23 protein-coding genes and 3 pseudogenes are annotated in these 21,440 nt (G+C 70.7%); 16 read left to right on the top strand and 10 right to left on the bottom strand.

What is annotated here, in order from left to right; translation table 11 throughout:
- Window positions 1-106: 106 nt before the first annotated feature.
- Window positions 107-379: pseudogene (locus ACZ6C1_RS35125) on the top strand (Ku protein); the annotation flags it as partial.
- Window positions 380-383: 4 nt separating this feature from the next.
- Here ACZ6C1_RS35125 and ACZ6C1_RS35120 read toward each other — a convergent pair.
- The 3 genes and pseudogenes from ACZ6C1_RS35120 to ACZ6C1_RS35110 form a co-directional block, all read right to left on the bottom strand.
- Window positions 384-491 (bottom strand): annotated as a pseudogene (locus tag ACZ6C1_RS35120) (non-homologous end joining protein Ku); the annotation flags it as partial.
- 117 nt (window positions 492-608) lie between these two features.
- Window positions 609-953: pseudogene (locus ACZ6C1_RS35115) on the bottom strand (DUF6233 domain-containing protein); the annotation flags it as partial.
- Window positions 943-3,375 (bottom strand): tetratricopeptide repeat protein, encoded by a 2,433-nt coding sequence (locus ACZ6C1_RS35110; protein ID WP_469246888.1) that lies wholly within the window; start codon window positions 3,373-3,375, stop codon window positions 943-945. The pseudogene ACZ6C1_RS35115 and the gene ACZ6C1_RS35110, both read right to left, overlap by 11 nt.
- Before the next feature lie 642 nt (window positions 3,376-4,017).
- Between ACZ6C1_RS35110 and ACZ6C1_RS35105 the strand changes: the two genes are divergently transcribed.
- The gene (locus ACZ6C1_RS35105) at window positions 4,018-4,350 is read left to right on the top strand and encodes a hypothetical protein (protein ID WP_469246887.1); all 333 of its coding nucleotides are present in this window, start codon (window positions 4,018-4,020) and stop codon (window positions 4,348-4,350) included.
- A 190-nt stretch (window positions 4,351-4,540) separates the two neighbouring features.
- Window positions 4,541-4,759 carry a Tn3 family transposase gene (locus ACZ6C1_RS35100; RefSeq protein WP_469246886.1) on the top strand — a complete coding sequence of 73 codons (219 nt, stop codon included), beginning with the start codon at window positions 4,541-4,543 and terminating at the stop codon, window positions 4,757-4,759.
- Between the two features lie 203 nt (window positions 4,760-4,962).
- Here ACZ6C1_RS35100 and ACZ6C1_RS35095 read toward each other — a convergent pair whose 3' ends face one another.
- The gene (locus ACZ6C1_RS35095) at window positions 4,963-5,793 is read right to left on the bottom strand and encodes an alpha/beta fold hydrolase (protein WP_469246898.1); all 831 of its coding nucleotides are present in this window, start codon (window positions 5,791-5,793) and stop codon (window positions 4,963-4,965) included.
- A 75-nt stretch (window positions 5,794-5,868) separates the two neighbouring features.
- Between ACZ6C1_RS35095 and ACZ6C1_RS35090 the strand changes: the two genes are divergently transcribed.
- Complete coding sequence (locus tag ACZ6C1_RS35090; RefSeq protein WP_469246885.1) at window positions 5,869-6,465, top strand: sigma-70 family RNA polymerase sigma factor; 597 nt, start codon at window positions 5,869-5,871, stop codon at window positions 6,463-6,465.
- 137 nt (window positions 6,466-6,602) lie between these two features.
- Here ACZ6C1_RS35090 and ACZ6C1_RS35085 read toward each other — a convergent pair whose 3' ends face one another.
- Both ACZ6C1_RS35085 and ACZ6C1_RS35080 read right to left on the bottom strand, forming a co-directional pair.
- A complete protein-coding gene (locus ACZ6C1_RS35085) occupies window positions 6,603-7,280 on the bottom strand; it encodes a response regulator transcription factor (protein ID WP_469246884.1) in 678 nt (225 codons plus the stop codon).
- Window positions 7,277-8,530, bottom strand: coding sequence for a sensor histidine kinase (locus ACZ6C1_RS35080; RefSeq protein WP_469246883.1), 1,254 nt, complete (start codon window positions 8,528-8,530; stop codon window positions 7,277-7,279). The genes ACZ6C1_RS35085 and ACZ6C1_RS35080 overlap by 4 nt, the downstream gene beginning before the upstream one ends.
- A 125-nt stretch (window positions 8,531-8,655) precedes the next feature.
- On the opposite strand from ACZ6C1_RS35080, the gene ACZ6C1_RS35075 reads away from it, so the two are divergent.
- From ACZ6C1_RS35075 to ACZ6C1_RS35065, 3 genes are read left to right on the top strand one after another with little or no spacing between them, the layout of a single operon-like run.
- Window positions 8,656-9,603 carry an ATP-binding cassette domain-containing protein gene (locus tag ACZ6C1_RS35075; RefSeq protein WP_469246882.1) on the top strand — a complete coding sequence of 316 codons (948 nt, stop codon included), beginning with the start codon at window positions 8,656-8,658 and terminating at the stop codon, window positions 9,601-9,603.
- Window positions 9,600-11,162 (top strand): ABC transporter permease subunit, encoded by a 1,563-nt coding sequence (locus ACZ6C1_RS35070; RefSeq protein WP_469246881.1) that lies wholly within the window; start codon window positions 9,600-9,602, stop codon window positions 11,160-11,162. Before ACZ6C1_RS35075 ends, ACZ6C1_RS35070 begins: the two co-directional genes overlap by 4 nt.
- Window positions 11,159-11,995, top strand: a complete 837-nt coding sequence (locus ACZ6C1_RS35065; RefSeq protein ID WP_469246880.1) for an ABC transporter permease subunit — start codon at window positions 11,159-11,161, stop codon at window positions 11,993-11,995. The genes ACZ6C1_RS35070 and ACZ6C1_RS35065 overlap by 4 nt, the downstream gene beginning before the upstream one ends.
- Before the next feature lie 108 nt (window positions 11,996-12,103).
- On the opposite strand, the gene ACZ6C1_RS35060 is transcribed toward ACZ6C1_RS35065, so the two are convergent.
- The 4 genes from ACZ6C1_RS35060 to ACZ6C1_RS35045 form a co-directional block, all read right to left on the bottom strand.
- Window positions 12,104-12,352 (bottom strand): hypothetical protein, encoded by a 249-nt coding sequence (locus ACZ6C1_RS35060; RefSeq protein ID WP_469246879.1) that lies wholly within the window; start codon window positions 12,350-12,352, stop codon window positions 12,104-12,106.
- 175 nt (window positions 12,353-12,527) lie between these two features.
- Window positions 12,528-12,809, bottom strand: coding sequence for a sulfurtransferase TusA family protein (locus ACZ6C1_RS35055; protein WP_469246878.1), 282 nt, complete (start codon window positions 12,807-12,809; stop codon window positions 12,528-12,530).
- 49 nt (window positions 12,810-12,858) lie between these two features.
- Window positions 12,859-14,034, bottom strand: coding sequence for a cysteine desulfurase family protein (locus ACZ6C1_RS35050; RefSeq protein ID WP_469246877.1), 1,176 nt, complete (start codon window positions 14,032-14,034; stop codon window positions 12,859-12,861).
- The gene (locus tag ACZ6C1_RS35045; protein ID WP_469246876.1) at window positions 14,031-14,708 is read right to left on the bottom strand and encodes an ArsR/SmtB family transcription factor; all 678 of its coding nucleotides are present in this window, start codon (window positions 14,706-14,708) and stop codon (window positions 14,031-14,033) included. Before ACZ6C1_RS35045 ends, ACZ6C1_RS35050 begins: the two co-directional genes overlap by 4 nt.
- Window positions 14,709-14,794: 86 nt before the next feature.
- Here ACZ6C1_RS35045 and ACZ6C1_RS35040 point away from each other — a divergent pair, with 86 nt between their 5' ends.
- The 9 genes from ACZ6C1_RS35040 to ACZ6C1_RS35000 all read left to right on the top strand — a co-directional run bounded on the left by ACZ6C1_RS35040 (window position 14,795) and on the right by ACZ6C1_RS35000 (window position 21,381).
- The gene (locus ACZ6C1_RS35040) at window positions 14,795-16,174 is read left to right on the top strand and encodes an MBL fold metallo-hydrolase (RefSeq protein WP_469246875.1); all 1,380 of its coding nucleotides are present in this window, start codon (window positions 14,795-14,797) and stop codon (window positions 16,172-16,174) included.
- Window positions 16,171-17,472 (top strand): MFS transporter, encoded by a 1,302-nt coding sequence (locus ACZ6C1_RS35035; protein ID WP_469246874.1) that lies wholly within the window; start codon window positions 16,171-16,173, stop codon window positions 17,470-17,472. Before ACZ6C1_RS35040 ends, ACZ6C1_RS35035 begins: the two co-directional genes overlap by 4 nt.
- Window positions 17,473-17,648: 176 nt before the next feature.
- Complete coding sequence (locus ACZ6C1_RS35030; RefSeq protein ID WP_469246873.1) at window positions 17,649-17,984, top strand: hypothetical protein; 336 nt, start codon at window positions 17,649-17,651, stop codon at window positions 17,982-17,984.
- Window positions 17,981-18,424, top strand: a complete 444-nt coding sequence (locus ACZ6C1_RS35025) for a MerR family transcriptional regulator (protein ID WP_469246872.1) — start codon at window positions 17,981-17,983, stop codon at window positions 18,422-18,424. Before ACZ6C1_RS35030 ends, ACZ6C1_RS35025 begins: the two co-directional genes overlap by 4 nt.
- A complete protein-coding gene (locus tag ACZ6C1_RS35020; protein ID WP_469246871.1) occupies window positions 18,405-18,719 on the top strand; it encodes a hypothetical protein in 315 nt (104 codons plus the stop codon). The genes ACZ6C1_RS35025 and ACZ6C1_RS35020 overlap by 20 nt, the downstream gene beginning before the upstream one ends.
- Window positions 18,720-18,729: 10 nt before the next feature.
- Window positions 18,730-19,065: a YnfA family protein gene (locus ACZ6C1_RS35015; protein ID WP_469246870.1), complete on the top strand. Its 336-nt coding sequence runs from the start codon at window positions 18,730-18,732 to the stop codon at window positions 19,063-19,065.
- Between the two features lie 387 nt (window positions 19,066-19,452).
- Window positions 19,453-19,788, top strand: a complete 336-nt coding sequence (locus ACZ6C1_RS35010; RefSeq protein WP_467725704.1) for an ArsR/SmtB family transcription factor — start codon at window positions 19,453-19,455, stop codon at window positions 19,786-19,788.
- Window positions 19,789-19,790: 2 nt separating this feature from the next.
- Window positions 19,791-20,519 (top strand): cation efflux transmembrane domain-containing protein, encoded by a 729-nt coding sequence (locus ACZ6C1_RS35005; protein WP_469246869.1) that lies wholly within the window; start codon window positions 19,791-19,793, stop codon window positions 20,517-20,519.
- Between the two features lie 79 nt (window positions 20,520-20,598).
- Window positions 20,599-21,381 (top strand): sulfite exporter TauE/SafE family protein, encoded by a 783-nt coding sequence (locus tag ACZ6C1_RS35000; protein WP_469246868.1) that lies wholly within the window; start codon window positions 20,599-20,601, stop codon window positions 21,379-21,381.
- The last annotated feature ends 59 nt before the right edge of the window (window positions 21,382-21,440 follow it).

Below are 21,440 nucleotides of genomic sequence, written 5' to 3'. Positions count from 1 at the left end.
GGGCTTTCGGGCCGGGGCCTTCTTCGTCGTGGTCTTCTTGGCGGCCGTCTTCTTCGCCGGCGCCTTTTTTGGCTTCGGCATCTGGTGGACGGTGGCGTGCTCAGAGAAGGACGGCGGCCGCATTCGCTATCAGAAGGTCTGCACGCTGGATGGCAGGGTGCTCGACCAGGGCGAGATCGGCCGCGGGTACGAGATCAGCAAGGATCAGGTCATCCCGGTCACCGACGCCGAGCTGGACGCGATGCCTCTGCCGACGGCGAAGGTGATCGAGATCGTCGCGTTCGTCCCCGCCGAGTCGATCGACCCCATCCGCATCGGCGACTCCTACTACCTGAGCGCCGACGGACAGGTCGCAGCCAAGCCGTACCGGTTGCTGCAGCCTCATGGACCTGATGGAAGGAGATGTTGTGCGACTCGGTCGCGGACAGGACCTTGATCGGGATGGTCACCAACCCAAAACTGATCGCGCCGCTCCATACCGGCCGTGGCATCGGGCACCTCCCCGGCTGCCCCCCTGGGGTGGATGACCAGCCTAAATCGGCCGCCGCCGGGCGGCACCCCGCCTCTACACCAGCGGCGTCAGGGAGACGGCGGCGTTCACATGCGCTGCAGGCCACCGCGCCGGGGCGGCGCAGTGCCTCCAGCGCCTGGTCGAGATCGAGCTCCGGGCCCTCCCTGGCGAGCTCGCAGTCGGCGGTATGGATGACCGTCCCGCCTGTGCCGGGCGGGCGCTGGAGGGTCCAGGACCATCGGGTACCGGGTACCGGGTGCCGGATCGGCGGTGTGGGGCAGGGGCCGTGTCGGTAGGCGTCGTAGGCGACCCCTGGGAGGGGGCGGACGTGGTCGGTGTCGATCCAGGCCCGGTACTCCGCCGCCTCGGTGTCCCCGGCCTGGAGCAATGAGCTACTTGCTGCTCGGCGACAGCTTCGGTACCGGGTGTCATCAACCGCCATAGGAAGGTGAGTTCCTGCGTCTGCGCCACAACCGGCTCAGTGGCCGTTGAGCGGACATAGCCAGCGCTGTCTGCAGGGCGTCACGGGTACGCAGGGTCTGCGGATGATCGTCGCCCAGGATGCGGACGCGGTCATCAAGGGTTCGCCGCAGCAGGTCTATCGTCTCTGTCTGCTCACCTGCTCTGGTCAAGGCGAGACCGAGGTTGTGGCGACTGGCCAGGGTATCTGGGTGCTCGGGGCCCAGGACACGGATGCGGTCCTCCAGGGTCTGCCGGTGCAGGCGCACCGCCTCGGCGTGCTCGCCCATCCCGTCCAGAGCCAGGCCGAGGCTGTCGCGGCTGGCCAGCGTGTGCGGATGCTCGTCGCCCAGGATACGGGCGTGATCGTTGAGCGCCTGCCGCAGCAGGTCTATCGCCTCTGTCTGCTCACCCGCCTTGGTCAGGGCGCTGGCGAGGTTGTGGCGGCTGAGCAAGGTGAGGCTGTGCTCGGGGCCCAGGACACGGATGCGGTCCTCCAGGGTCTGCCGGTGCAGGCGCACCGCCTCGGCGTGCTCGCCCATCCCGTCCAGAGCCAGGCCGAGGCTGTCGCGGCTGGCCAGCGTGTGCGGATGCCCAGGGCCTAGGACACGGTGACGGTCGTTGAGTGTCTGCCGCAGCAGACCCACCGCCTCGGCATGTTCGCCCATCCCGTCCAAGGCACAGGCGAGGTCGTTGCGGCTGGTCAACGTATCGGGATGCTCAGGGCCCAGGATGCGGGCGCGGTCCTCCAGGGTCTGCCGCAGCAGGCGTATTGCCTCGGCTGGCTCGCCCATTCCGAACAGGGCGTTGGCCAAGTTGTTGCGCCTGGTCAAGGTGTTGGGGTGCTCGGGGCCCAGGGTGTGGGTCTCGACGTCGTGGACCCGTTGGTGCAGCAGGCGCGCTGCACTGAAAGCGCCGGCCGTCTGCAGCACCTGCGCGAAGGCGTTGAGAGTGGCGCAGTGGTGTGTGGCAGTGCGCGGGTTCGCGTAGTCGAGCAGCAGCGGCAGGTGGGGGGCGAGGAGCACGGCCGCAGGCCAGCCAGCGCGCCCGCGCTGGCTGACCTCGTGCACAGCCATGGTCAGCCGCTCGGCAAGGGCCCGGTGCCACACGGCGATATCGGAAGTATCGGCCGTCAGGGCGACAGCGTTGATCTCTCGGATCAGGGGGTGCAGCACCACCTGCGCCGCATCACTGTTGCCCGACGTCGGGCCGGTGTTGCCGGGAGAGTGGGGGAGGCCGAGGAGGCCGTAGCGGTGCAGACCGGCGAACGCGGCCTCAAGGGCCACCGCGGTGACGTCGTGTCCTGTGACGGCGGATAGCAGGTTCGGGGTAATCAGGGACAGTGGGATGGGGGCCTGGGCCAGCAGAGCAAGCAGTCGCAACAAGGGACGGGCCGAGGCGTTGCCCTCACCTGCGAGCTGGTCCAACGACAACTCCCAGGTGTGCCGCACCACGGTGCGGGCGACCTGCGGAGGGGAGGCATTCGGGTGCGCGGCTCCCAACAAGAACCGCATGTCCTGTTCCAGGGCCTGGCGGTAGGCGGCAAAGGTGCGATAGCGACTGGTGGGCCCGGCCAAATAGGTGCCGGCCGCGTGCAACGCCAGCGGCAGCCCGCCCAGCCGCGCCGCCAGCTCGCGGGCCTGCTCGGCGCTGCCAGCCATCGGAGCAGCGTCCAGCAGCACCTGCCCCGCAGGCCGCACGGGCAGCGGCTCCAGCCGCAGCAACTGTGCGCACGGTCCCCAGGTCTGCTCGCTGCCATCGCGGCTGGTCACCACCAGCAGCCCCCGGCCGTACGGACGGATCCAGCCGCGGTAATCGGCCAGCGGCTCCCCTTCCGGGCCGAGCTCGCGCGGCTCGTCGGCGTTGTCCACCACCAGCAGCCACCGCCGCACTCGTCCGAACTGCCCCCAGACCACATCCGGCAGGCTCGCCTGTCCCGCCCGCACGGCCTCAAGCTCCGCCTCGGGCAGGCCGCAAGCCAGCGCCGCCTGCACCATCTGCTGCGCCAGCTCCGCGCCGTCGCGCCAGCGCACCCAGAACACTTGCCAGCCCGCCGCCTCGGCCTGGACGGCCAGTTGCGCGGCCACTGTTGTCTTGCCCATCCCGCCGGCCCCGCATAGCACCGCGAATCGGCCTTGTGGCCGCCGCAGCATGCCGACCAACACGGTGAGTTCGGCCTCACGCCCCCGCATGAGCCCCACATGCGGGGGGTTCAGGGAAGCCTGCTGGCCTCGGGCCAGCAGGCTCACCGGTGCCAGCGGCGTTGGCGCTCCTTCTGCCGCGTCCAGCCGCCGGCCCCACAGCACCAGCCCGATGCTGACCGCCACCAGTACGGCGAACACCGGCCAGATCACCCACGTGTGCGCCGCCCAGCCAGGCACCGTGGCACTGGCGTAGTTGGTCACCGGCCCAAGCACGGCCGCCACGACTGCGGCCGTTCCTGCGACCGCCGACCCGACCCACGCGCCCCGTCTACGCCTCATGGCCTGCCACCCCCGTTCATCGCCACCAGCATGCTCCGCCTGGATCGTCCACGGGAAGTGGCGCAACAAGTGGGCATGACACAGGCGGTGGTCCTGCTCCGGTTCAGCAGCCCGCTCGTAATCTTCCAGTCGTCCCGTCCGGTCTCGCTGACGTCGGCGACTCACGTCCGTACTCCTCATGACGTCAAAGCCGCTGTTCAAGGTGTCGGCGTGCTCCCTGCCCGGCACTCCACCGGCTCACCGCGCCCGAGGATGCCCCATACCGCACGCGGAGCCGGGGCGAACGCCCCAAGACGACCCGAACGAGCCCGCCCTGGGGACACCACCCCCCAGCGGCGGAACGCGAGGGGCAGGCCGTGCCGGTTCCGGCGTGCCCGCTGTGGCCGGGCCGCAGCGCCGTGCTCCTGGTCTGAGCGGCGTCGGTGAACGCCGCATGACGATCCCTCCCACGCCCCGCCCTACCGCCCGCCGGTCCGTGCTTCTCGCCCTGACGATCGCGCTGGCCGCCGCGACCGCCGCCAGCCCGGCGGCCGGTGCCGCGTACGTCGACAAGCGGGCCAACATGTGCACGGCGAGATCGGGCGGCGGATGTGCGGCAAGGGCAACGTGGTGAAGTACTGGCACCCCACCGGATCCGCTCAGCGGGGCGGGGGCTGGGTGTACGCCTCCAAGGCTCCGGTGAACAAGAAGACGACCTACCACGCCCGCTGGACGTACAAGGCCCCCGGAAAGCCGGTCAAGGTCGCCTCCGGGTGGAAGCGGGCGGTACTGGTGGGCGACTTCGTGGAGACCGACTGGGTTCGCGACGGGCACACCGGCCCGCAGGTCCCCAAGGGCATAAAGGCGTGCGTGCAGTTCAAGACCCACCGGCCGCAGGCATGCGTGACCCTCTCCTGACCTTCGTGTTCGGCCTCCCTGTGACCGTCCTGTCTCCGTGGTCGCGGACGCGCTCGGCTGCCGCGAAAGTGGGTCAAGCGTGTGTTGCTGAAGTCGAGCACGGCGGACATCCCACTTCTCAGACCGGCTAGGCCAACACCGATACGGTCTCCGGCCCGGCATTCGACGGGCATTCAGACGATCACCGCCGGTGCAGCTGATGCAGGAGGTCCTGGCCGATCCGAAGTGGGCGGACAAGCTCACCGACGCGGACCGGCGGGCGCTGTCGTCGCTGTTCTGGACCCACATCAATCCGTACGGCCGGTTCGAGCTGGACATGAACAACCGCCTCGACCTGGGCCTGTCCATCCGGGCGACGGTGCCCGACCCGCGCACCTTGCAGGGTCAGGCAGCCGCAGCCCCGGCGTGACACTGGGGCTACCGTGCCTGGCCGGAGCCGTGGTGAAAACGACGTTGCCAGGGACGCTCAGGCGTCCGGGCAACATCCTGAGCGGCAGAGCTATCGGGGGAGCCGCAGTCAAAGCCGTCGCCGGTGGCGGTTGCGGGCGCCCGGCCTGTTCCCACTGTTGGAGCCATTCGCCTCCAGGTCAGACTTCAGGGGTGCGAGCCAGGTCATCTGCGGAGGAATGCCGCCGTGGTCGCCACGAACCAGTCGGCGTCGTCGAGCCACGGATAGTGGCCTGCTCCCGGCTGCACCACGAGCGTGGCATCAGGGAACGCTTCCGCGAACTCGGCCGCGGCCACAGGCGGACTGTTCAAATCGAACTCTCCAGTGAGCAGTAGAACGGGAGCCTCGCAGGAGGCGAGCGCCGCACGCGTGCTCTTCGGGCTGAAGGCGCCTTCTGCCGCGAAGAGAGCGACAGCTTCCTGGTTGCTCGGCTGGCTGGCTGCGTGGTGCTTCTGTGCGGTGGCGTCCCACCGGCCCCAGAAGAAAGGGGCGACGGCTTCCCAGTCGCTGCCCGTGCCCTCGGTAATCGCTTGCAGAGCGGCGAACGCCGCCGGAAACCACGGCTCGTTCTTCCGGAGCTGCGCGAGCTCGCGCCGTGTCTCTCCCGTGATCGCTACGTCGACAGCTCGGGGACTGGGGCCGATGAGGGCGAGCTTGCCGACCTTCTCCGGGTGCCGGGCCGCGTATTGCGTCGCAATGTTGGTGCCGGCGGAGTGGCCGAGCAGGTCTATCCGCGGAAGGCCGAGGCGCTCGCGCAGCGCCTCGACATCGTCGACCAGGCGATCGCACCGGTAGGAGGAGGTGTCCTGGGGAATCGCGGACCGGCCGGTGCCCCGAAGGTCCAGGACGAGCAGCTGGCGGTATGCGGACAGGCCGCCGAGGTCGCCGAGGTAGACGGAGTCCGTAGGGCCTCCCGGGATGCAGACGACTGGGTCGCCATCACCGATCACGCGGTATGAGAGCTGGGTTCCGTCAGGCACGGGGAAGGTAGGCATGAGGCGGATCCTGTCAGTCATAACCTGGTAGTACAACCTGGTTATGAGCGAGCTGTTCTGGTGTATAACCGGGTGATGGCAGGCGAAGAGAGCACGCACCAGATCCCCGAGGCGCTGACCGAGGAGCAAGCCGAGCAGATACTCGCCGGCATGAACGAGGTCATCCGTGCGGGCGAGGAGATGCGCAAGCTGCGCGCCGAAATGATCAAGGTGTTTGCAGGCTTCGGCTGGACGCAGGAACGCATCGCACAGCTCACTGACATGAGCCAGCCCGCCGTCTCCAAACAGATGGCGAAGCACAAGGCCGATGAGCTACGGACCCCGATGGAGGTGTCCCTCGATCAGCGCGACGCCCCCTGGCTCGAAGGGCGACTTTGGGGCCTCGCTGAGGAGATCTCTGAGACTCTCGACGAAACCGCGCACTGCACCCGCTACGTCAACGCGCTCACCCGGGGGAGGAAGCGTTTCACGCCCCAGAATATCGACGAACTGCGGCGTCTCGTCGAGGAGGACCTGAGGCTGCACCGGACAGAGCTGTCCGACAGTTACCAGGCCGCGTACGACGAGATCAGCCGCGGCCTCGACCTTCCCTCGAAGGTCACCACCACCACATCAGCATCGGTACGCCGCTCTATCGCTCACCAGATCCAGCGCGGTCTACTCAGGGGTTGACGCGTTAAGCCACTCTCATAAACGAACGTTTATGAGAGTGGCGGCGTGCGTCAGTCTCCGAAGTCGGCTGCGCAGATGACTGGAGTCGGGTGCTCTGAGTACGGCCTCCGCTCGCGGGCCGTCGGCCCTGGGGCTTCTCAGTCGGGTGGGACGGCTGGTTCGATGATCCGGTACCCCACGCCGGGTGTGGTGGCGATGACCGGGGGGTCGCCGAGTTTGCGGCGCAGGCGGCTGATGGTCACCGTGACGGTGTTGGTGAACGGGTCGGCGTGTTCGTCCCAGACCTGTTCGAGGAGGTCCTCCGTGCTGAGGAAGGCGGGGCTCGCGTTCAGGAGGGCTTCGAGTACCGCGAATTCCTTGACAGAGAGGTCGAGTTGCTGGCCGTCGCGGCCGGCGGTGCGGCGCATCGGGTCGAGTTCGATGCCCGCCGCGCGCAGGGTGCGGGACCGGGCGGCGGGGCGGCGGCGGGCCAGGGCGCGGATGCGCAGGACGAGTTCGGGAAAGTGGAAGGGCTTGGCGAGGTAGTCGTCGGCGCCCAGGGTCAGGCCGCTGACGCGGTCGCCGGGTGAGTCGGCGGCGGTCAGCATCAGGACCATCACGCGGCCGTCCCGCTCGGTGATCATCTGGCAGAGGGTGTCGCCGTGGATGCCTGGCAGGTCGCGGTCGAGCACGACGACGTCGTACGTATTGACGTCCAGCTTGGCCGCGGCGTCGAGCCCGTCGTGGGCCACGTCCACGGCCATGCCCTGGTCGCGCAGTCCCTCGGCGATGACTTCGGCGAGGGGGCGGGCGTCCTCGACCACCAGAACTCTCAACGCGCCACGCCCGTCTCTGTGTCGGGGGCCTCCGCCATCGCCCTGCCGTCCGTACGGGGGAGGGTGATGGTGACGCGCAAGCCGCCGTCGGGGCGGGCGCGCAGGTCCAGGGTGCCGTGGTGGGCCTGGGTGATGGCCGCGACGATGGAGAGGCCGAGGCCGCTGCCCCGGCCGGTACCGGTCCGGTCGGCGCCAAGGCGGCGGAAAGGCTGCGTGAGCTCCGCCACCCGCTGCTGGTCGAGGACCGGCCCGCTGGATTCGACGACGAGGGACACCGCGCCCGCGTCGTCTCCTTCGGCCCGTACCGCGACACTGATCCAGCCCCCGGGGTCGTTGTGCGCGATCGCGTTGTCGACCACGTTGTCGGCCGCGCGGCGCAGCAGCGTCCGGCTGCCCCACACCCACGCGGAGTCGTCGATCCGGTTTTCGCGCACGGTCAGGCCCTTGGCCGCGATGTCCTTTGCCCGTCCGGTCAGGGCGGTCAGCGCGAGTTGGCCGAGGGCGAGGCGCGCCGAGTCGGTGAACTCGCCGTGCTGGGTGCGAGCCAGGACGAGGAAACTCTCCAGCAGCCGGTCCACCTGGTCGAGTTCGGCGCGCATCCGGGCGGCCAGCGTGGCCGTGGTCTCGGGTACCGGGCCCGGCTTGGCGAGGGCCACGTCCAGGGAGGCCCGCATCGTGGTGAGTGGGGTGCGCAGCTCGTGGGAGGCGTTGGCGACGAAGAGACGCTGGGCGTCGAAGGAGCCCTCCAGGCGGCCGAGGAGGTCGTCGATGGTGTCGGCGAGGTCCTTCACCTCGTCGTCGGGGCCGCCGATGGCCAGGCGTTCGTGCAGGCTGTCGGCGGTGATCCGGCGGGTCGCCGCTGTCATCACGCGCAGCGGGCGCAGCACCCGGCCGGCGACGAACCAGCCGAGGCCGACCGAGATCACCGCCATCACGCCGAGGGCGATGGCGGAGCCGATCAGGATCTGCCGGGACTGGGTGTCGTGCGCCTGGGCCAGCTGCTGCTCCAGCTCGTCGATGCGGCCCTGGGCCTGTGCCGCCGTGGCGGGCTGATCGGTGCCGCCATCGGGGGCGGTCTGGCTGGAGCGCGATCCACCGGATGCCACCACGGCCGCGATGGCCAGCAGCGCCGTTCCCGACAGCAGGAACAGAGTCACGTACAAGGCGGTGAAGCGGGTGCGGGCAGTGCCACGGCGCAGGCCGAGCCGGGCGGTCAGGCCCGCGAGTCGCCGGGGCGGACCCCATTTCATCCGTATGCTCCCCTCTCGCCACCGCACCAGGACACGTACCAGGCCAGGCTAAGCCGAGGCGCCTAACAGCGAGATGACAGTGACCGTTCGGCCCCTGTAACTCGCTCCGTCACAGGGTGGGGCCCATGAGCGATGAGAGTACGAAGGCGACGATCGAGGTCATCGGTCTGCGTAAACGCTTCGGGCCACAGCTGGCTCTGGACGGGATGACGTTCACCGTGCGGCCCGGACGGGTGACCGGCTTCGTCGGCCCGAACGGCGCGGGCAAGTCCACCACCATGCGCGTGATCCTGGGCCTTGACGCGGCGGAGGAGGGAAAGGCCCTGGTCGACGGGGTGCCGTACCGCACCCTGCGTCGCCCGCTTCGGCATTTGGGGGCACTGCTCGACGCCTCCGCGCTGCAGCCGAGCCGCACCGCCCGTAACCACCTGCTGTGGCTGGCCCACTCACAGGGCCTGCCGGCTCGGCGGGTGGACGAGGTCATCGAACAAGCCGGCCTGGGCACGGCGGCCCGGCGCAAGGCCGGCGGCTTCTCGCTGGGCATGCGCCAGCGCTTGGGGATCGCGGCGGCGCTGCTCGGTGACCCGCCGGTCGTCATGCTGGACGAGCCGTTCAACGGCCTCGACCCCGACGGCATCGTGTGGATGCGCGGCTTCCTGTCGTCGCTGGCCCGGCAGGGCCGCGCCGTTCTGGTCTCCAGTCACCTGATGAGCGAACTCGAAGGCACCGCGGACCACCTCGTGGTGATCGGCCGCGGCCGGGTCGTCGCGGACACCAGCGTGTCCGAACTGCTCGCCGAGGCGTCCGGCGGCCGGGTCACCTTGCGTACCTCCGCGCCTCCGCGCGCCGCCCAGGTCCTGCACGGCGCGGGCGCCACCGTTCTCGCCACCGGCCCCGACACCCTCGGCGTCACGGGCCTGCCCGACGAGGAGATCGTGGCCCTGCTCGCCCGGAACGGGGTGCCGTTCTCCCAGGTGTCCGCGCACCGGGCGACGCTCGAAGAGGCGTACATGGAGCTCACCCGGGACGCGGTGGAGTACCGGGGCATCCCGGCGGGGGAGGTCACGCGATGACCGACACCCTCACGCCTCGCCCCCCGGCCACGAGGCGCGCCGAGCGGGGCGGGTTCCTCAGGACGCTGCACGCCGAGTGGACGAAGTTCCGTACGGTACGCGGCTGGGTCCTCGCCATGGCGGGGGCGCTCCTGGTGACGATCGTGGTCGGCCTGCTCGGCACGGCCGCCCCCGCCCCCGGCGGTCGCGGCGCCGAGTCCGCCTCGTACCCGAAGGGCCCCGGCGGCGAGGCCGTCAACGACAGCTTCTACTTCGTCCGCAAGACGCTCACCGGCGACGGCACCCTCACCGTTCCCCTGCGGTCGCTGACTGGTGTGGCCGACACCGGGACCGGCAAGACGGCCCAGGGCGCCCAGCCGTGGGCGAAGGCCGGGATCATCGTGAAGGAAAGCCTCACCCAGGGATCCCCGTACGCGGCGGTCATGGCCACCGGCGGCCACGGTGTGCGCATGCAGTACGAGTACACGCACGACACGGCGGGCCCTTTCGGCAAGGTCACCCAGGAGTCCCCGCGCTGGCTGCGCCTGGTCCGCTCCGGCGACATCCTCACCGGTTCCACCTCCATCGACGGCTCCCACTGGACCGAGGTCGGCCATGCGAAGCTGCCGGGGCTTGCGCGCACCGTGCAGGCCGGGCTCTTCGCCACGTCACCGCAGGCGAAGCAGGACACCGCGGCGGGCTCGGGCTTCAGCCCCGCCGTGGCCACCGGCGCCTTCGGCCGCCCCGCCCTCACCGGCGACTGGTCCCAGAGCGCGTGGAGCGGCACACAGGTGGGCGGCGACGCGGGCACCTCCGGCAGCTACTCGAACACCACCGAGGGCGGCTTCACCCAGACCGACGACGGCGGGTTCACCGTGACCGGGGCCGGTGACATCGCACCGGTCGTCGGCGGGCCCGTCATGGGCGTCGGCTTCTCCGTCGAGAACTTCCTCGTCGGCACCTTCGCCGGGCTGATCGTGGTGATCGGCGTGGGCACGGTGTTCATCACCGGCGAGTACCGGCGCGGTCTGCTGCGTACGACCATGGCGTCAACTCCCCTGCGGGGCAGGGTGCTTGGCGCCAAGGCACTGGTGGCCGGGGGCGTCGCGTTCGCCATCGGCCTGGTGGCCGCCGCGATCACCCTTCCCATCGGGGAACGCAGCGCGCGCGGCAGGGGCTTCCATGTCTTCCCCGTCACGTCGGCGACCGAAGTGCGCGTCATGGTCGGCACCGGCCTGCTCTGCGCAGCCGCCGCCGTGCTCGCTCTCGGCGTCGGTGCCCTCCTGCGGCGCAGCGGCACGGCGGTCGCCCTGGTCATCGCGTCGATCGTGCTGCCCTTCCTGCTTGCCACCTCCGGCGTACTGCCCCCGGGAGCCTCGGAGTGGCTGCTGCGGGTGACCCCGGCCGCGGGCTTCGCGATCCAGCAGACCCTGCCGCGGTACGCGCAGGTGCTCAGCGTGTACGAGCCGTCGACCGGCTACTACCCGCTGGAGCCATGGGCCGGCCTCGCCGTGCTGTGCGGATACGCCGCGCTCGCCTTCGGTCCGGCCGTGGTGCGGCTGCGCAGGAGGGACGTATGAGTCTCCTGAGCGGTGCACGACTCACGAGCACGGCGGACGGCGCGTGGCGAGGGGACTTCGGCCGCGCCCTGCGCGCGGAGTGGACGAAGCTGCGCACCGCAGGGGACATCGGCAGGTTGCTCCTGCTCGCCGTCGCGCTGACCGTGGCCGTCGGTGGCGGCGCCGCCAAGGCCGTGAAGTGCCCGGATGCGGGGTGCGGCCAGGACGCCGTCAAGCTCGCCCTGACCGGCGTCACCGTCGGGCAGGCGGTCATCGCCGTCTTGGCGGTGCTGGCCGTCAGCGGCGAGTACGGCACCGGGATGATCCGCACCACGCTCACGGCGGTGCCGAACCGGCTCACCGTCCTCACCGCCAAGGCGACGGTCCTCGCCACGGTCGTCCTGACCTCCGGGACGGCTGCCGTCCTCGCCTCGCTCCTTGCCGGCCGCCACATCCTGCCCGGCAACGGATTCACCGAACAGCACGGCTATGCCCCGCTGTCCCTGGCCGACGGCCCGACCCTGCGCGCGGCCGTGGGTTCGGTCCTCTACCTCGTCCTGATCGCCATGATCGGGCTCGGCGTGGCGACGGCGGTACGGGAGGCGGCGAGCGCCATCGGGATCGTGCTCGGGCTGCTCTACCTTTTCCCGGTCGTCACCCAGGTGGTCAACGACCCGGAGTGGCAGCGCCACCTCCAGCAGATCTCGCCCATGACCGCCGGGCTCGCGGTCCAGGCCACCGTCCGTCTGCACGAGCTGCCCATCGGCCCATGGGCCGGCCTGGGCGTGCTCGCCGTGTGGGCCGCGGCCGCGCTGCTGGTCGGCAGCCTGCTGCTGCACAGGCGCGACGCGTAGCCGAATCGAGCCGACCACGAGCGCGGCGGCTTCGGGCCCCTCCCCGGCCCGGCACCACACCCGGTCAACGATCCAGCCGACCGGGAGCGACGCCGGGCGGGCGGGTCTTCAGGATGCCGACCCGGACCCACCGTCCGCCGCCGATCGGGCGGCCTCCGCCTCGGGCACTGTGCGGGGGCCGGGCACTACGGACGCGGCGAGGGCGAGGTGTGAGTTCATGTCCAGCTCGAACCGGCCGTAGGGGTTCACGTGGGTCCAGAACAGCGGGGACAGGGCCCGCCGGTCGGCGTCGGTGAGCCGCTTCTGCCTGACGTGCACCAGAGCGGACTGGAGCAGGTGCAGGGCGAGCATGGACACCTCCTGGGACTCCTTGTCGAGCCGGTCAGGTCACCGTCCTTGCCGTAGAACAGGTCGTGGTTGGCACTGTCCCAGTTCTCCACGACCTCGGGTGTGAGTAGTTGCGGTACAGGAAGTGCCGTTGAGATTGATCTTGCTGGTGTGCGCGGGTCCGAGAACGGGCTTCGTGGGTTCTTCAGGTCGTGTGCCAGGGCGCGTCCGGCCTGGTGGGGCGCGTGTCCGGGGCGAGTCGAAGGGCGTACACCGGTCGTTGGCCGGGGACGGGGCGGAGGTAGTGGTGGCCGGTCATGTGGCACCAGGCGGGAAGGTCGAGCGGTGCGGCCGGGTCGGTGGCGATGACGTGGACGACGATGCCCGGCGCCGCGCCGTCGATCTCCTTGCGCAGGCGCAGCAGGAGGGTGACGCAGAGCAGGCCGGTGCCGTCGACGGTGATGCCGGGCGCGGTGGTTTCAGTCATGCTCTCCTGCTGCTCGTCGGTTCCTCTTGCGTCGGGCCATTCGGCCCGGTCACTGCGCGGCAGCTGCCCGGATGAGGGCCGCTACCGCCATCTCGGTGTCCTCGGCCGTGCTCCAGCGGCCCAGGGACAGCCGCAGCGCGCCGAGCGCGCGGTCCGGGGCCAGGCTCATGGCGGTGAGCACCGGGGAGGGCGTGTGAGTGCCGGTGTGGCAGGCCGATCCCGTCGAGGTTGCGATCTGGTCGACGGCTGCGAGGAACTCGTGGCCGAGGACACCGTCGACGCTGACGTTCAGGGTGTTCGGCAGCCGGTTCTTCTCCGGGCCGTTGAGGTGCACGCGGCCGGGCAGGCCGGCTGTCAGCCGTTGGTGGAGGTCGTCGCGCAGGGCCGCGATGCGGGCCGGGGTGCCGGAGGCCAGTTCGTCGGCCGCGAGTTGTGCGGCGGTGAGCGCGACGGCCAGGGCGACGTTCTCCGTGCACGCACGCAGGCCGCGCTCCTGCCCGCCGCCGTAGACGACCGGCTCCAGCCGAACCCCGTCACGCAGGGGGTACAGGGCTGCCGCGCCCTTCGGCGCGTACATCTTGTGCCCCACGACCGTGAGCAGGTCCACTCCCAGCCCGCCGACGTCGAGGGGGATTTTGCCCACGGCCTGGGCGGCGTCACAGTGGAACAGCGACCCGTTCTGGTGGGTGAGCGCAGCGAGTTCCGTGATCGGCTGGAGGGCACCGGTCTCGTTGTTCGCCGCCATCACCGACACCAGCACCGTGTCCTCGGTCAAGGCTGCGGCCAGGGCAGTCGGCTCGACGAGCCCTTCACCGTCGACCGGCAGCACGGTCAGCCGCGCGCCGTGCAGCCGCTCAAGGGTCCGGCACGTCTGAAGGACGGCCGGATGATCGGTGACCTGAGTGATCACATGCGGGTGCGGGCGTCCGGAGGCCAGGACCGCACCGCGCAGGGCGAGCAGATCGGCTTCGGATCCGGATCCGGTGAACACGATCTCGCCGGGCGCGGCGCCGATCAGGTCGGCGACCTGGGCGCGTGCTCCGGCGAGCGCCGGCTCCTGGGAAAAGGGGTGACTGCTGGAGGGGTTGCCGAAGAAGTTCGCCAGGTACGGCCACATCGCTGCGGTGACGCGTGGGTCGACCGGGGTGGTGGCGTTGTAGTCGAGATAGACCGGTCCGCCTGCCAGTGCCGGATGCGGTGGGAGGTCGCCGCCTGGGGCGGTCACGTCAGGTCCGAGGCGTCGACGGGCAGCTCCGACAGGCGCCACTCCAGCATGCCGTCGTTGAGGCGGATCGCGCGGCGGCCGAGGTCGGTGAGAAGCCGTACGGCGTCGTAGGCCAGGACGCAGTACTCGCCCCGGCAGTAGACGACGATCTCGGTGTCCTCGAGCAGCTCGTTGATCCGGTCGGCCAGCTCGTTGACCGGGATGGACAGGGCGCCGGGGATGTGTCCGGCAAGGTACTCCTCCACCGGCCGCACATCCAGCACCACGACATCACCCTCCGCGACGCGGGCGCGCAGTTCCTCGTGGCTCATCTCGCCGGTGGTGTCCTCGCCGAGGTAGGCGTCGCGGGCGGCGGGCACGGCGGCCTGGTGGGCTTCGGCGACCTTGCGCAGCAGCGCGAACAGCTGGGCGACGTCGTCGCCGGCGAGCCGGTAGTGGATGCGCACGCCTTCACGGCGGGTGGCGACGAACCCGGCCTGCTTGAGGGTCTGCAGGTGCGCGGAGGCGGTGGTCAGGTTCAGCCCGGCCGCCTTCGCGAGCGCGTCGACGGTGCGCTCTCCCTGGGCCAGCAGATCCAGCAGTTCCAGGCGCTTTCCGCTGGCCAGTGCCTTGCCGCTGGTCGCGAAGGCGTCGTAGAGGGCGGCCTTGGCGCCGCTTGTGGTGGCATCCCGCATTGCTTCCTCCAATAATCTATGGATTATTGTAACTGAAGGCTGGCAGCGATGACTGCCGCCAGGTTGTTCCGTTGGAAGGACACAGGATGGGCTTCGCCGACGACCACCTCATACCTCTGGTCGACCAGGGGCTGGGCAACAGCGCCTACCTCGTCGATCTCGGCGACGGCCGCGCGCTCGCGGTGGACGCCAGCCGCGATCTGCGGGCCCTGAAGGCAGCGGCAGCCCGGCGCGGTCTCACCGTCGCGTTCGCCGCCGACACCCACCTGCACGCCGACTTCCTCTCCGGCGCCGTCCAGCTCGCCCACGACGACGGAGCCGAAATCCTCGCCTCCGCCGCCGGGCGGCGGGCCTTCGGCCACCGGGGCCTCGCAGACGGCGACGAGGTCGATCTCGGCGGCCTGACCCTGCGGGCCCTGGCCACCCCCGGCCACACCGACGAGCACCTCTCCTTCCTCCTCCACGACGGCGGCCGCGAACTCGGGGTGTTCACCGGCGGCTCGATGATCGTGAACTCCGCCGCCCGCACCGATCTCCTCGGCCCGGACCGCACCGAGGAACTCGCCCGCGCCCAGTACCGCTCGCTTAAGCGCCTGATCACCCTGCCCGACGCCACCGCCGTCTGGCCCACCCACGGCGCCGGCTCCTTCTGCTCCGCCGTACGCGGAAACGAGCGCACCTCCACCATCGGCGCGCAGATGCAGACCAACCCCCTGCTCGCCGCCGCGGACGAGGACGCCTTCGTCAAGCAGCTGGTGGCCGGCCTGGGCAGCTACCCCGACTACTTCGACCGCCTCGGCGAAGCCAACCGGCGAGGCCCCGCCGTCCTGAGTGCCGCCCCGCTGCTGCCCGCGCTCGACACCGGACAGGTCAAGGCGCTGCTCGCCGACGGCGCCCAGGTCGTCGACGTCCGCCCGGCAGCCGACTACGCGGCCGGCCACATCCCCGGCTCCCTCTCCATCCCGCTGCGCGGACAGTTCGCCACCTGGCTCGGGTGGCTCCTGCCGGACACCGACCCGGTCGTCTCCGTCACGGGCGACGGACAGGACCTCGCCGAGATCGTGTGGCAGTCGTACAAGATCGGCTACGAGCGTCTGGCCGGACGGCTCGCGGGCGGCATGGCGGCCTGGATCGCCGACGGCAACCCGCAGACCACCACCGCCTTCCTCACCCCCGGCCATGCCGAGGGTCGCCCCTACGTCGATGTGCGCCAGGACGCGGAGTTCGCCGCCGGGCACGTCCCCGGCGCCCTGAACATCGAACTCGGTTCCCTCGCCGCAGCCGCCGTCGACGCCCCCGAGGGCGCGGTCGTGGCCTGCGCCCACGGCGAGCGCGGCATGACCGCGGCCAGCGTCCTGGAACGTGCCGGCCACACCGACATCGCCGTCCTAGACGGCGGAGCCGCCGAGTACGCCCAGGCCCACGGCCAGCAGCTCATCCAGGGAACCGGGGACACCACCTCGTGAGCACCACGCACCCCACCCCGACGACCGACGCCCACGGTCAGCCCGTACGGCTCGGCCTGCGCGAGAACCGGCTGCAGTTCACGCTGCTGGTCATCGTCAACATCTGCGTCGGTGGCCTGGTCGGCCTCGAGCGCACCACCGTCCCGCTGATCGGCTCCGAGACGTTCGGCCTGACCAGCGACCTGGCCGTCTTCTCCTTCATCATCGCCTTTGGTCTCACCAAGGCGTTCACCAACCTCGCCGCCGGCGCCCTCACCGCCCGTTTCCGCCGCAAGCAACTGCTGGTGGCCGGTTGGGTCCTCGGCATTCCCGTCCCCTTTGCCCTGGCCTACGCGCCGTCCTGGGGCTGGATCGTCGCCGCGAACGTGCTGCTGGGCCTGAACCAGGGCCTGACCTGGTCGATGACCGTCAACATGAAGATCGACCTCGTCGGCCCCTCCCGCCGCGGCCTGGCCACCGGCCTGAACGAGGCCGCCGGCTACACCGCGGTCGGCGTCACCGCCCTGCTCACCGGCTACCTCGCCACCAGCTACGGCCTGCGCCCCGTACCCGAACTCATCGGCGTCATCTTCGTCGTCGCAGGCCTCGCCCTGACCCTGGTCGTCCGCGACACCGCCGCCCACGTCGCCCTCGAACTCGCCAACCACACCAAACCCCTGCCCACCGGCGAGGACACCGGCCTCAAAGCCACCTTCACCCGGACCTCCTGGCACAACCGCTCCCTGCGCGGCGCCAGCCAGGCCGGACTGATCAACAACCTCAACGACGGTCTCACCTGGGGCGTATTCCCTCTCCTGTTCACCGACCACGGCCTGGGACTGGCCGCCGTCGGCCTCATCAAGGGGCTCTACCCGATCCTGTGGGGGCTCGGGCAGATCCCCACCGGCCACCTCGCTGACCGCATCGGCCGCAAGCCTCTGATCGTCTACGGCATGCTCGTCCAGGCAGTCGGCTTCGTCCTCGCCCTCGCTCTGCTGGAGCGCCCGCTGCTCGCGGGCGTCATCTCCGCGGTCTTCCTGGGCCTGGGCACGGCCATGGTCTACCCGGCCCTCATCGCGTCCATCTCCGACCATGCCCACCCCGCCTGGCGGGCCAACTCCCTCGGCACCTACCGCTTCTGGCGCGACATCGGCTACGCCGCCGGCGCCCTCGTCGCCGGCATCCTCGCCGATGCCCTCGGCCTCAACGCCACCGTCATCGCCGCAGCCGTCCTCACCGCCGCCTCCGGCCTGCTCGCAGCGCACTGGATCACCGAACAGCCCAGCAAATCCCCGGCCACCAGTGCGGACGACAGCTGACACGGAGCAGTGCCCGCACCTTGATGGGAATCTCTGAAAGCAGAAAGCGGCAACGTCCCAACCCAGGTCTCTCCCCACCCAAAGCCGCATCCCAGACTTGCAACCGATACCCAGGTACAGGTTTACCGTCGGAGGTGTCCCCGGCCTGCGGTGACGTGATGACGGGAGTGAGCGCGATGAGTGATCTGGCGTGGGTGCCGCAGTCCTGCACGCTGCCCACCGAGGAGTGGCCCCTGCGGGTCGCCGAGTGGGACGCGCTGTTCGCCGAGCGGCTGACCTCGCTGTCCCGACCCCAGCCGTTCCACCTGCGTCTTGACCTGGCTGGCGGGCCGGGCGTCGAGGAGCAGCTCCGTGACCTGGTGGAGCGCGAGAGCGGCTGCTGCTCGTTCTTCACGTTCACCGTCACCCTCGGCCAGGACCTGATCCGGCTGGACATCTCGGTGGACCAGGCTCACGAGCCGGTCCTGGACGCCCTCGCCGCCCGGACCGCTGCCGCTGGGGAGCAGCGGTGAGCACGGGTCTGCGCAGCGGGCAGGTCGCCGAGGCGGCCGGAGTGAACATCCAGACCCTGCGCTACTACGAGCGGCGCGGCCTGCTGGCCGAACCGGAGCGCAGCAACGGCGGCCACCGCCTGTACGGCGAGGAGGCCGTGACCGCGCTGAGGGTGATCAAGGCCGCCCAGCGGCTCGGGTTCACGCTGGAGGAGGTCGCCGAGCTGCTGGAGGCTGGCCGCCACCGGCACGGCCGCCCCGTCGCGGGCCTCCAGGACCGCGCTGCGGCCAAGCTCGCCGAGGTCGACGCGAAGATCGCCGACCTCGCCACCATCCGCACCGCCCTGGCCGCCGCCGTCGAGGCCGGCTGCGACGACCTGACCGTATGCGCATCCAGCACGTGCTGCCCCATCCCCTTCACCGACCTCGCCAAGGAGCGTCATGCCGGACCCTGCTGTTGACCCCCGCCCCCAGCGCGCCCCGAAGACGCTCGGGGGACTCGCCGCGCTGGCCTGTGTGGCGTGCTGCGCGCTGCCCGTCCTGATCACAGCCGGGGTCATCGGCGCCGGGGCCGGGGTGGTGGTGGGCTGGCTGCCCGCCCTCGCCGTCGTCCTGGCCGTGCTCGCCGCCGGTACCTGGTGGCTCGGCCAGCGCCGCCGCTCATGCTCCAGCTCGCCGAAGACCGCAGGTGAGGGTAACTGCGGCTGCAAGACGGCCGGGGACCCACTGAAGATCGGCGGCGCGGGCCGCCAGTAGGGTCACCAGCATGGTTGTCGCCCGCTCCGTTGCCCTGTTCGTCGTCGCCGCTCTCTTCGAGATCGGCGGCGCCTGGCTGGTCTGGCAGGGCATCCGCGAACACAAGGGATGGATCTGGATCGGCGCCGGCGTCATCGCGCTGGGCCTGTACGGCGTCGTGGCGACCTGGCAGCACGACGACAACTTTGGGCGCATCCTCGCCGCCTACGGCGGGATCTTCGTGGCCGGGTCGATCGCCTGGGGCATGGTCGCCGACGGCTACCGCCCCGACCGCTGGGACGTCATCGGATCCCTGGTGTGCCTCGCGGGCATGGCCATGATCATGTACGCACCCCGCAGCCACTGAACTGCGCCTCGTCCACACTGGCGGTGAGCCGCTGCTGTCCACTCACCACGTAACGGGCAACTCGATGAGGCTGCCGGTCAGCACGTCACTACGGACCCGCAGGTCCTCGACCGGCACGGCAATCCGCATGCCGGGCAGGGGTGCGCTGATGCAGTAGCGCACGCCGTGCCCGAAAGTCCGGTGCGCTGTCGCCCACCGGATGACATCGAAGCGGTCGGGCTCGGCGAAGACGCCTCGTCATGGTTGGCGGCGCGACCTGCCTCCAGCCCCGGCCAAAGCGCGGACGAAGTCGCGGTCGAAGGCCAAAAGCGATGGCTCGCTGAAGGAACAACAGAGGCCCGACGATTCAGGCTTATCTGAATTCAGGATCACGTGTACTGTTGTGGTGTGCTGACTGTTGCCTCCGACATCGAGGTGCTGGCCCGGTTCGGCCGCGCGCTCGCCGACCCGATCCGCTGCCGCATCCTGCTCGCCCTGCGCGACGCCCCTGCCTACCCGGCCGACCTCGCCGACGCGATCGGCGTTTCCCGTACCCGGCTGTCGAACCATCTGGCTTGCCTGCGGGACTGCGGTCTGGTCGTCACCGTCCCCGACGGGCGCCGTACCCGGTACGAGCTCGCCGACGAACGCCTCGGCCACGCGCTGGACGACCTGCGCACTGCCGTCGTGGCCGTCGAGACCGACCGCACCTGCCCGGACGCCGACGAGAAGGGCTGCTGCTGACCATGACCGCCGAGATATCGATATCCCTCGGTCCTTCCCCGGCCCGCCGCGACGTACTCACCCGCCGGATACGCTTGCTGGTCGCCGCGACGATCACCTACAACGTCGTCGAGGCGATCGTCGCCATCACGGCCGGCACGCTCGCCTCCTCCACCGCCCTGATCGGCTTCGGCCTCGACTCGATCATCGAAGTGTCCTCCGCCGCCGCGGTCGCCTGGCAGTTCTCCGCCGCCGACCACGCCGTCCGCGAAGCCCGCGAACAGCGCACCCTGCGGATCATCGCCGTCTCCTTCTTCGCGCTCGCCGCGTACGTCGCCGTCGACGCCGTCCGCGCGCTCACCGGCACAGGCGAGGCCGAACGCTCCATCCCCGGCATCGTCATCGCCGCCCTGTCCCTGGCGATCATGCCGTTCCTCTCCTACGCCCAGCGCAAGGCCGGCCGCGAACTCGGCTCCGCCTCCGCGGTCGCCGACTCCAAGCAGACGCTGCTGTGCACGTACCTGTCCGCCGTGCTGCTGGTCGGCCTGGTTCTCAACGCCACGCTCGGCTGGTCCTGGGCCGACCCGATCGCCGCCCTCGCGATCGCCGCCATCGCGGTGAAGGAGGGCCGCGGCGCCTGGCAGGGCAAGGGCTGCTGCGCCCCCACCGCCCACACGCCGGCCCCCGTCGGAGCGGCCGCGGCCGAGGCGGACGCGTGCGGCTGCAAGCCGGACTGCACCTGCTGCTCGTGAACATCTCATTGCCGCCCCGCCCTCCCTCTGGGTGCTCCATCGATACTGACCCGGCAAACACGAAGCGGCGGGGGCAGCGGTGGAGTCGACGATCTGGGCCGGGTTCGCGGCCGGCCTGCTGATCTCGACGGTGACTGCGCCGGTCGGCGTGTCCGGGGCGGTCTTCCTCTTACCGGTCCAGCTCAGCGTCCTCGGAGTCCTGAGTCCCGCCATCACACCGACGAACCTGCTGTTCAACGTGGTGGCCGGGCCGGGCGCACTGTGGCGCTACCGCCGCGACGGCGCTCTGCGCGGCCCACTGGCCCGCCGCCTCATCGCCTGGACCCTGCCCGGCGTCATCGCCGGCGCCGCCATCCGCGTCTTCGCCCTCCCCGGCCCCGACGTCTTCCGCATCCTGGTCGCCGCGCTCCTGCTGCCGCTCGGCACGTGGCTGTGCCTGCGCACCCTGCGCCCCGCCCGGCGGCGGCCGGACGCGGCCGAACCGTCGGCGTCCACACTCGCCGCTCTCGCCCTGACGGTCGGCATGGTCGGCGGGATCTACGGGATCGGCGGCGGTTCCCTGCTCGGGCCAATCCTCGCCGCGCGCGGCATGCCCATGGCCCGCCTCGCACCGGCCACCCTCGCCGCCACCTTCACCACATCCGTGGCCGGGGCCGCCGCATACGCACTGTTGGCCCTGGCAAGCCCCGGCCCTGTCTCCCCCGACTGGGCGCTGGGTCTGGCCTGCGGCGCCGGAGGACTGATAGGCGGCTACCTCGGCGCACGGCTTCAGCCCCGCCTTCCCGAAACCGTGCTCCGGCTCCTGCTCGGAACCCTCGCAGCTGCCCTCGGCACGGTGTACGCCGCCCAGGCCCTGGCTTGATCCCCGAGGCGGCCGACTCACACGACGAAGGCCCCGTGAGCGGACTACGGCTCCTGACG

This window comes from Streptomyces sp. NPDC041796, assembly GCF_055590785.1.
This window is presented reverse-complemented; position numbering and strand designations above follow the sequence as displayed.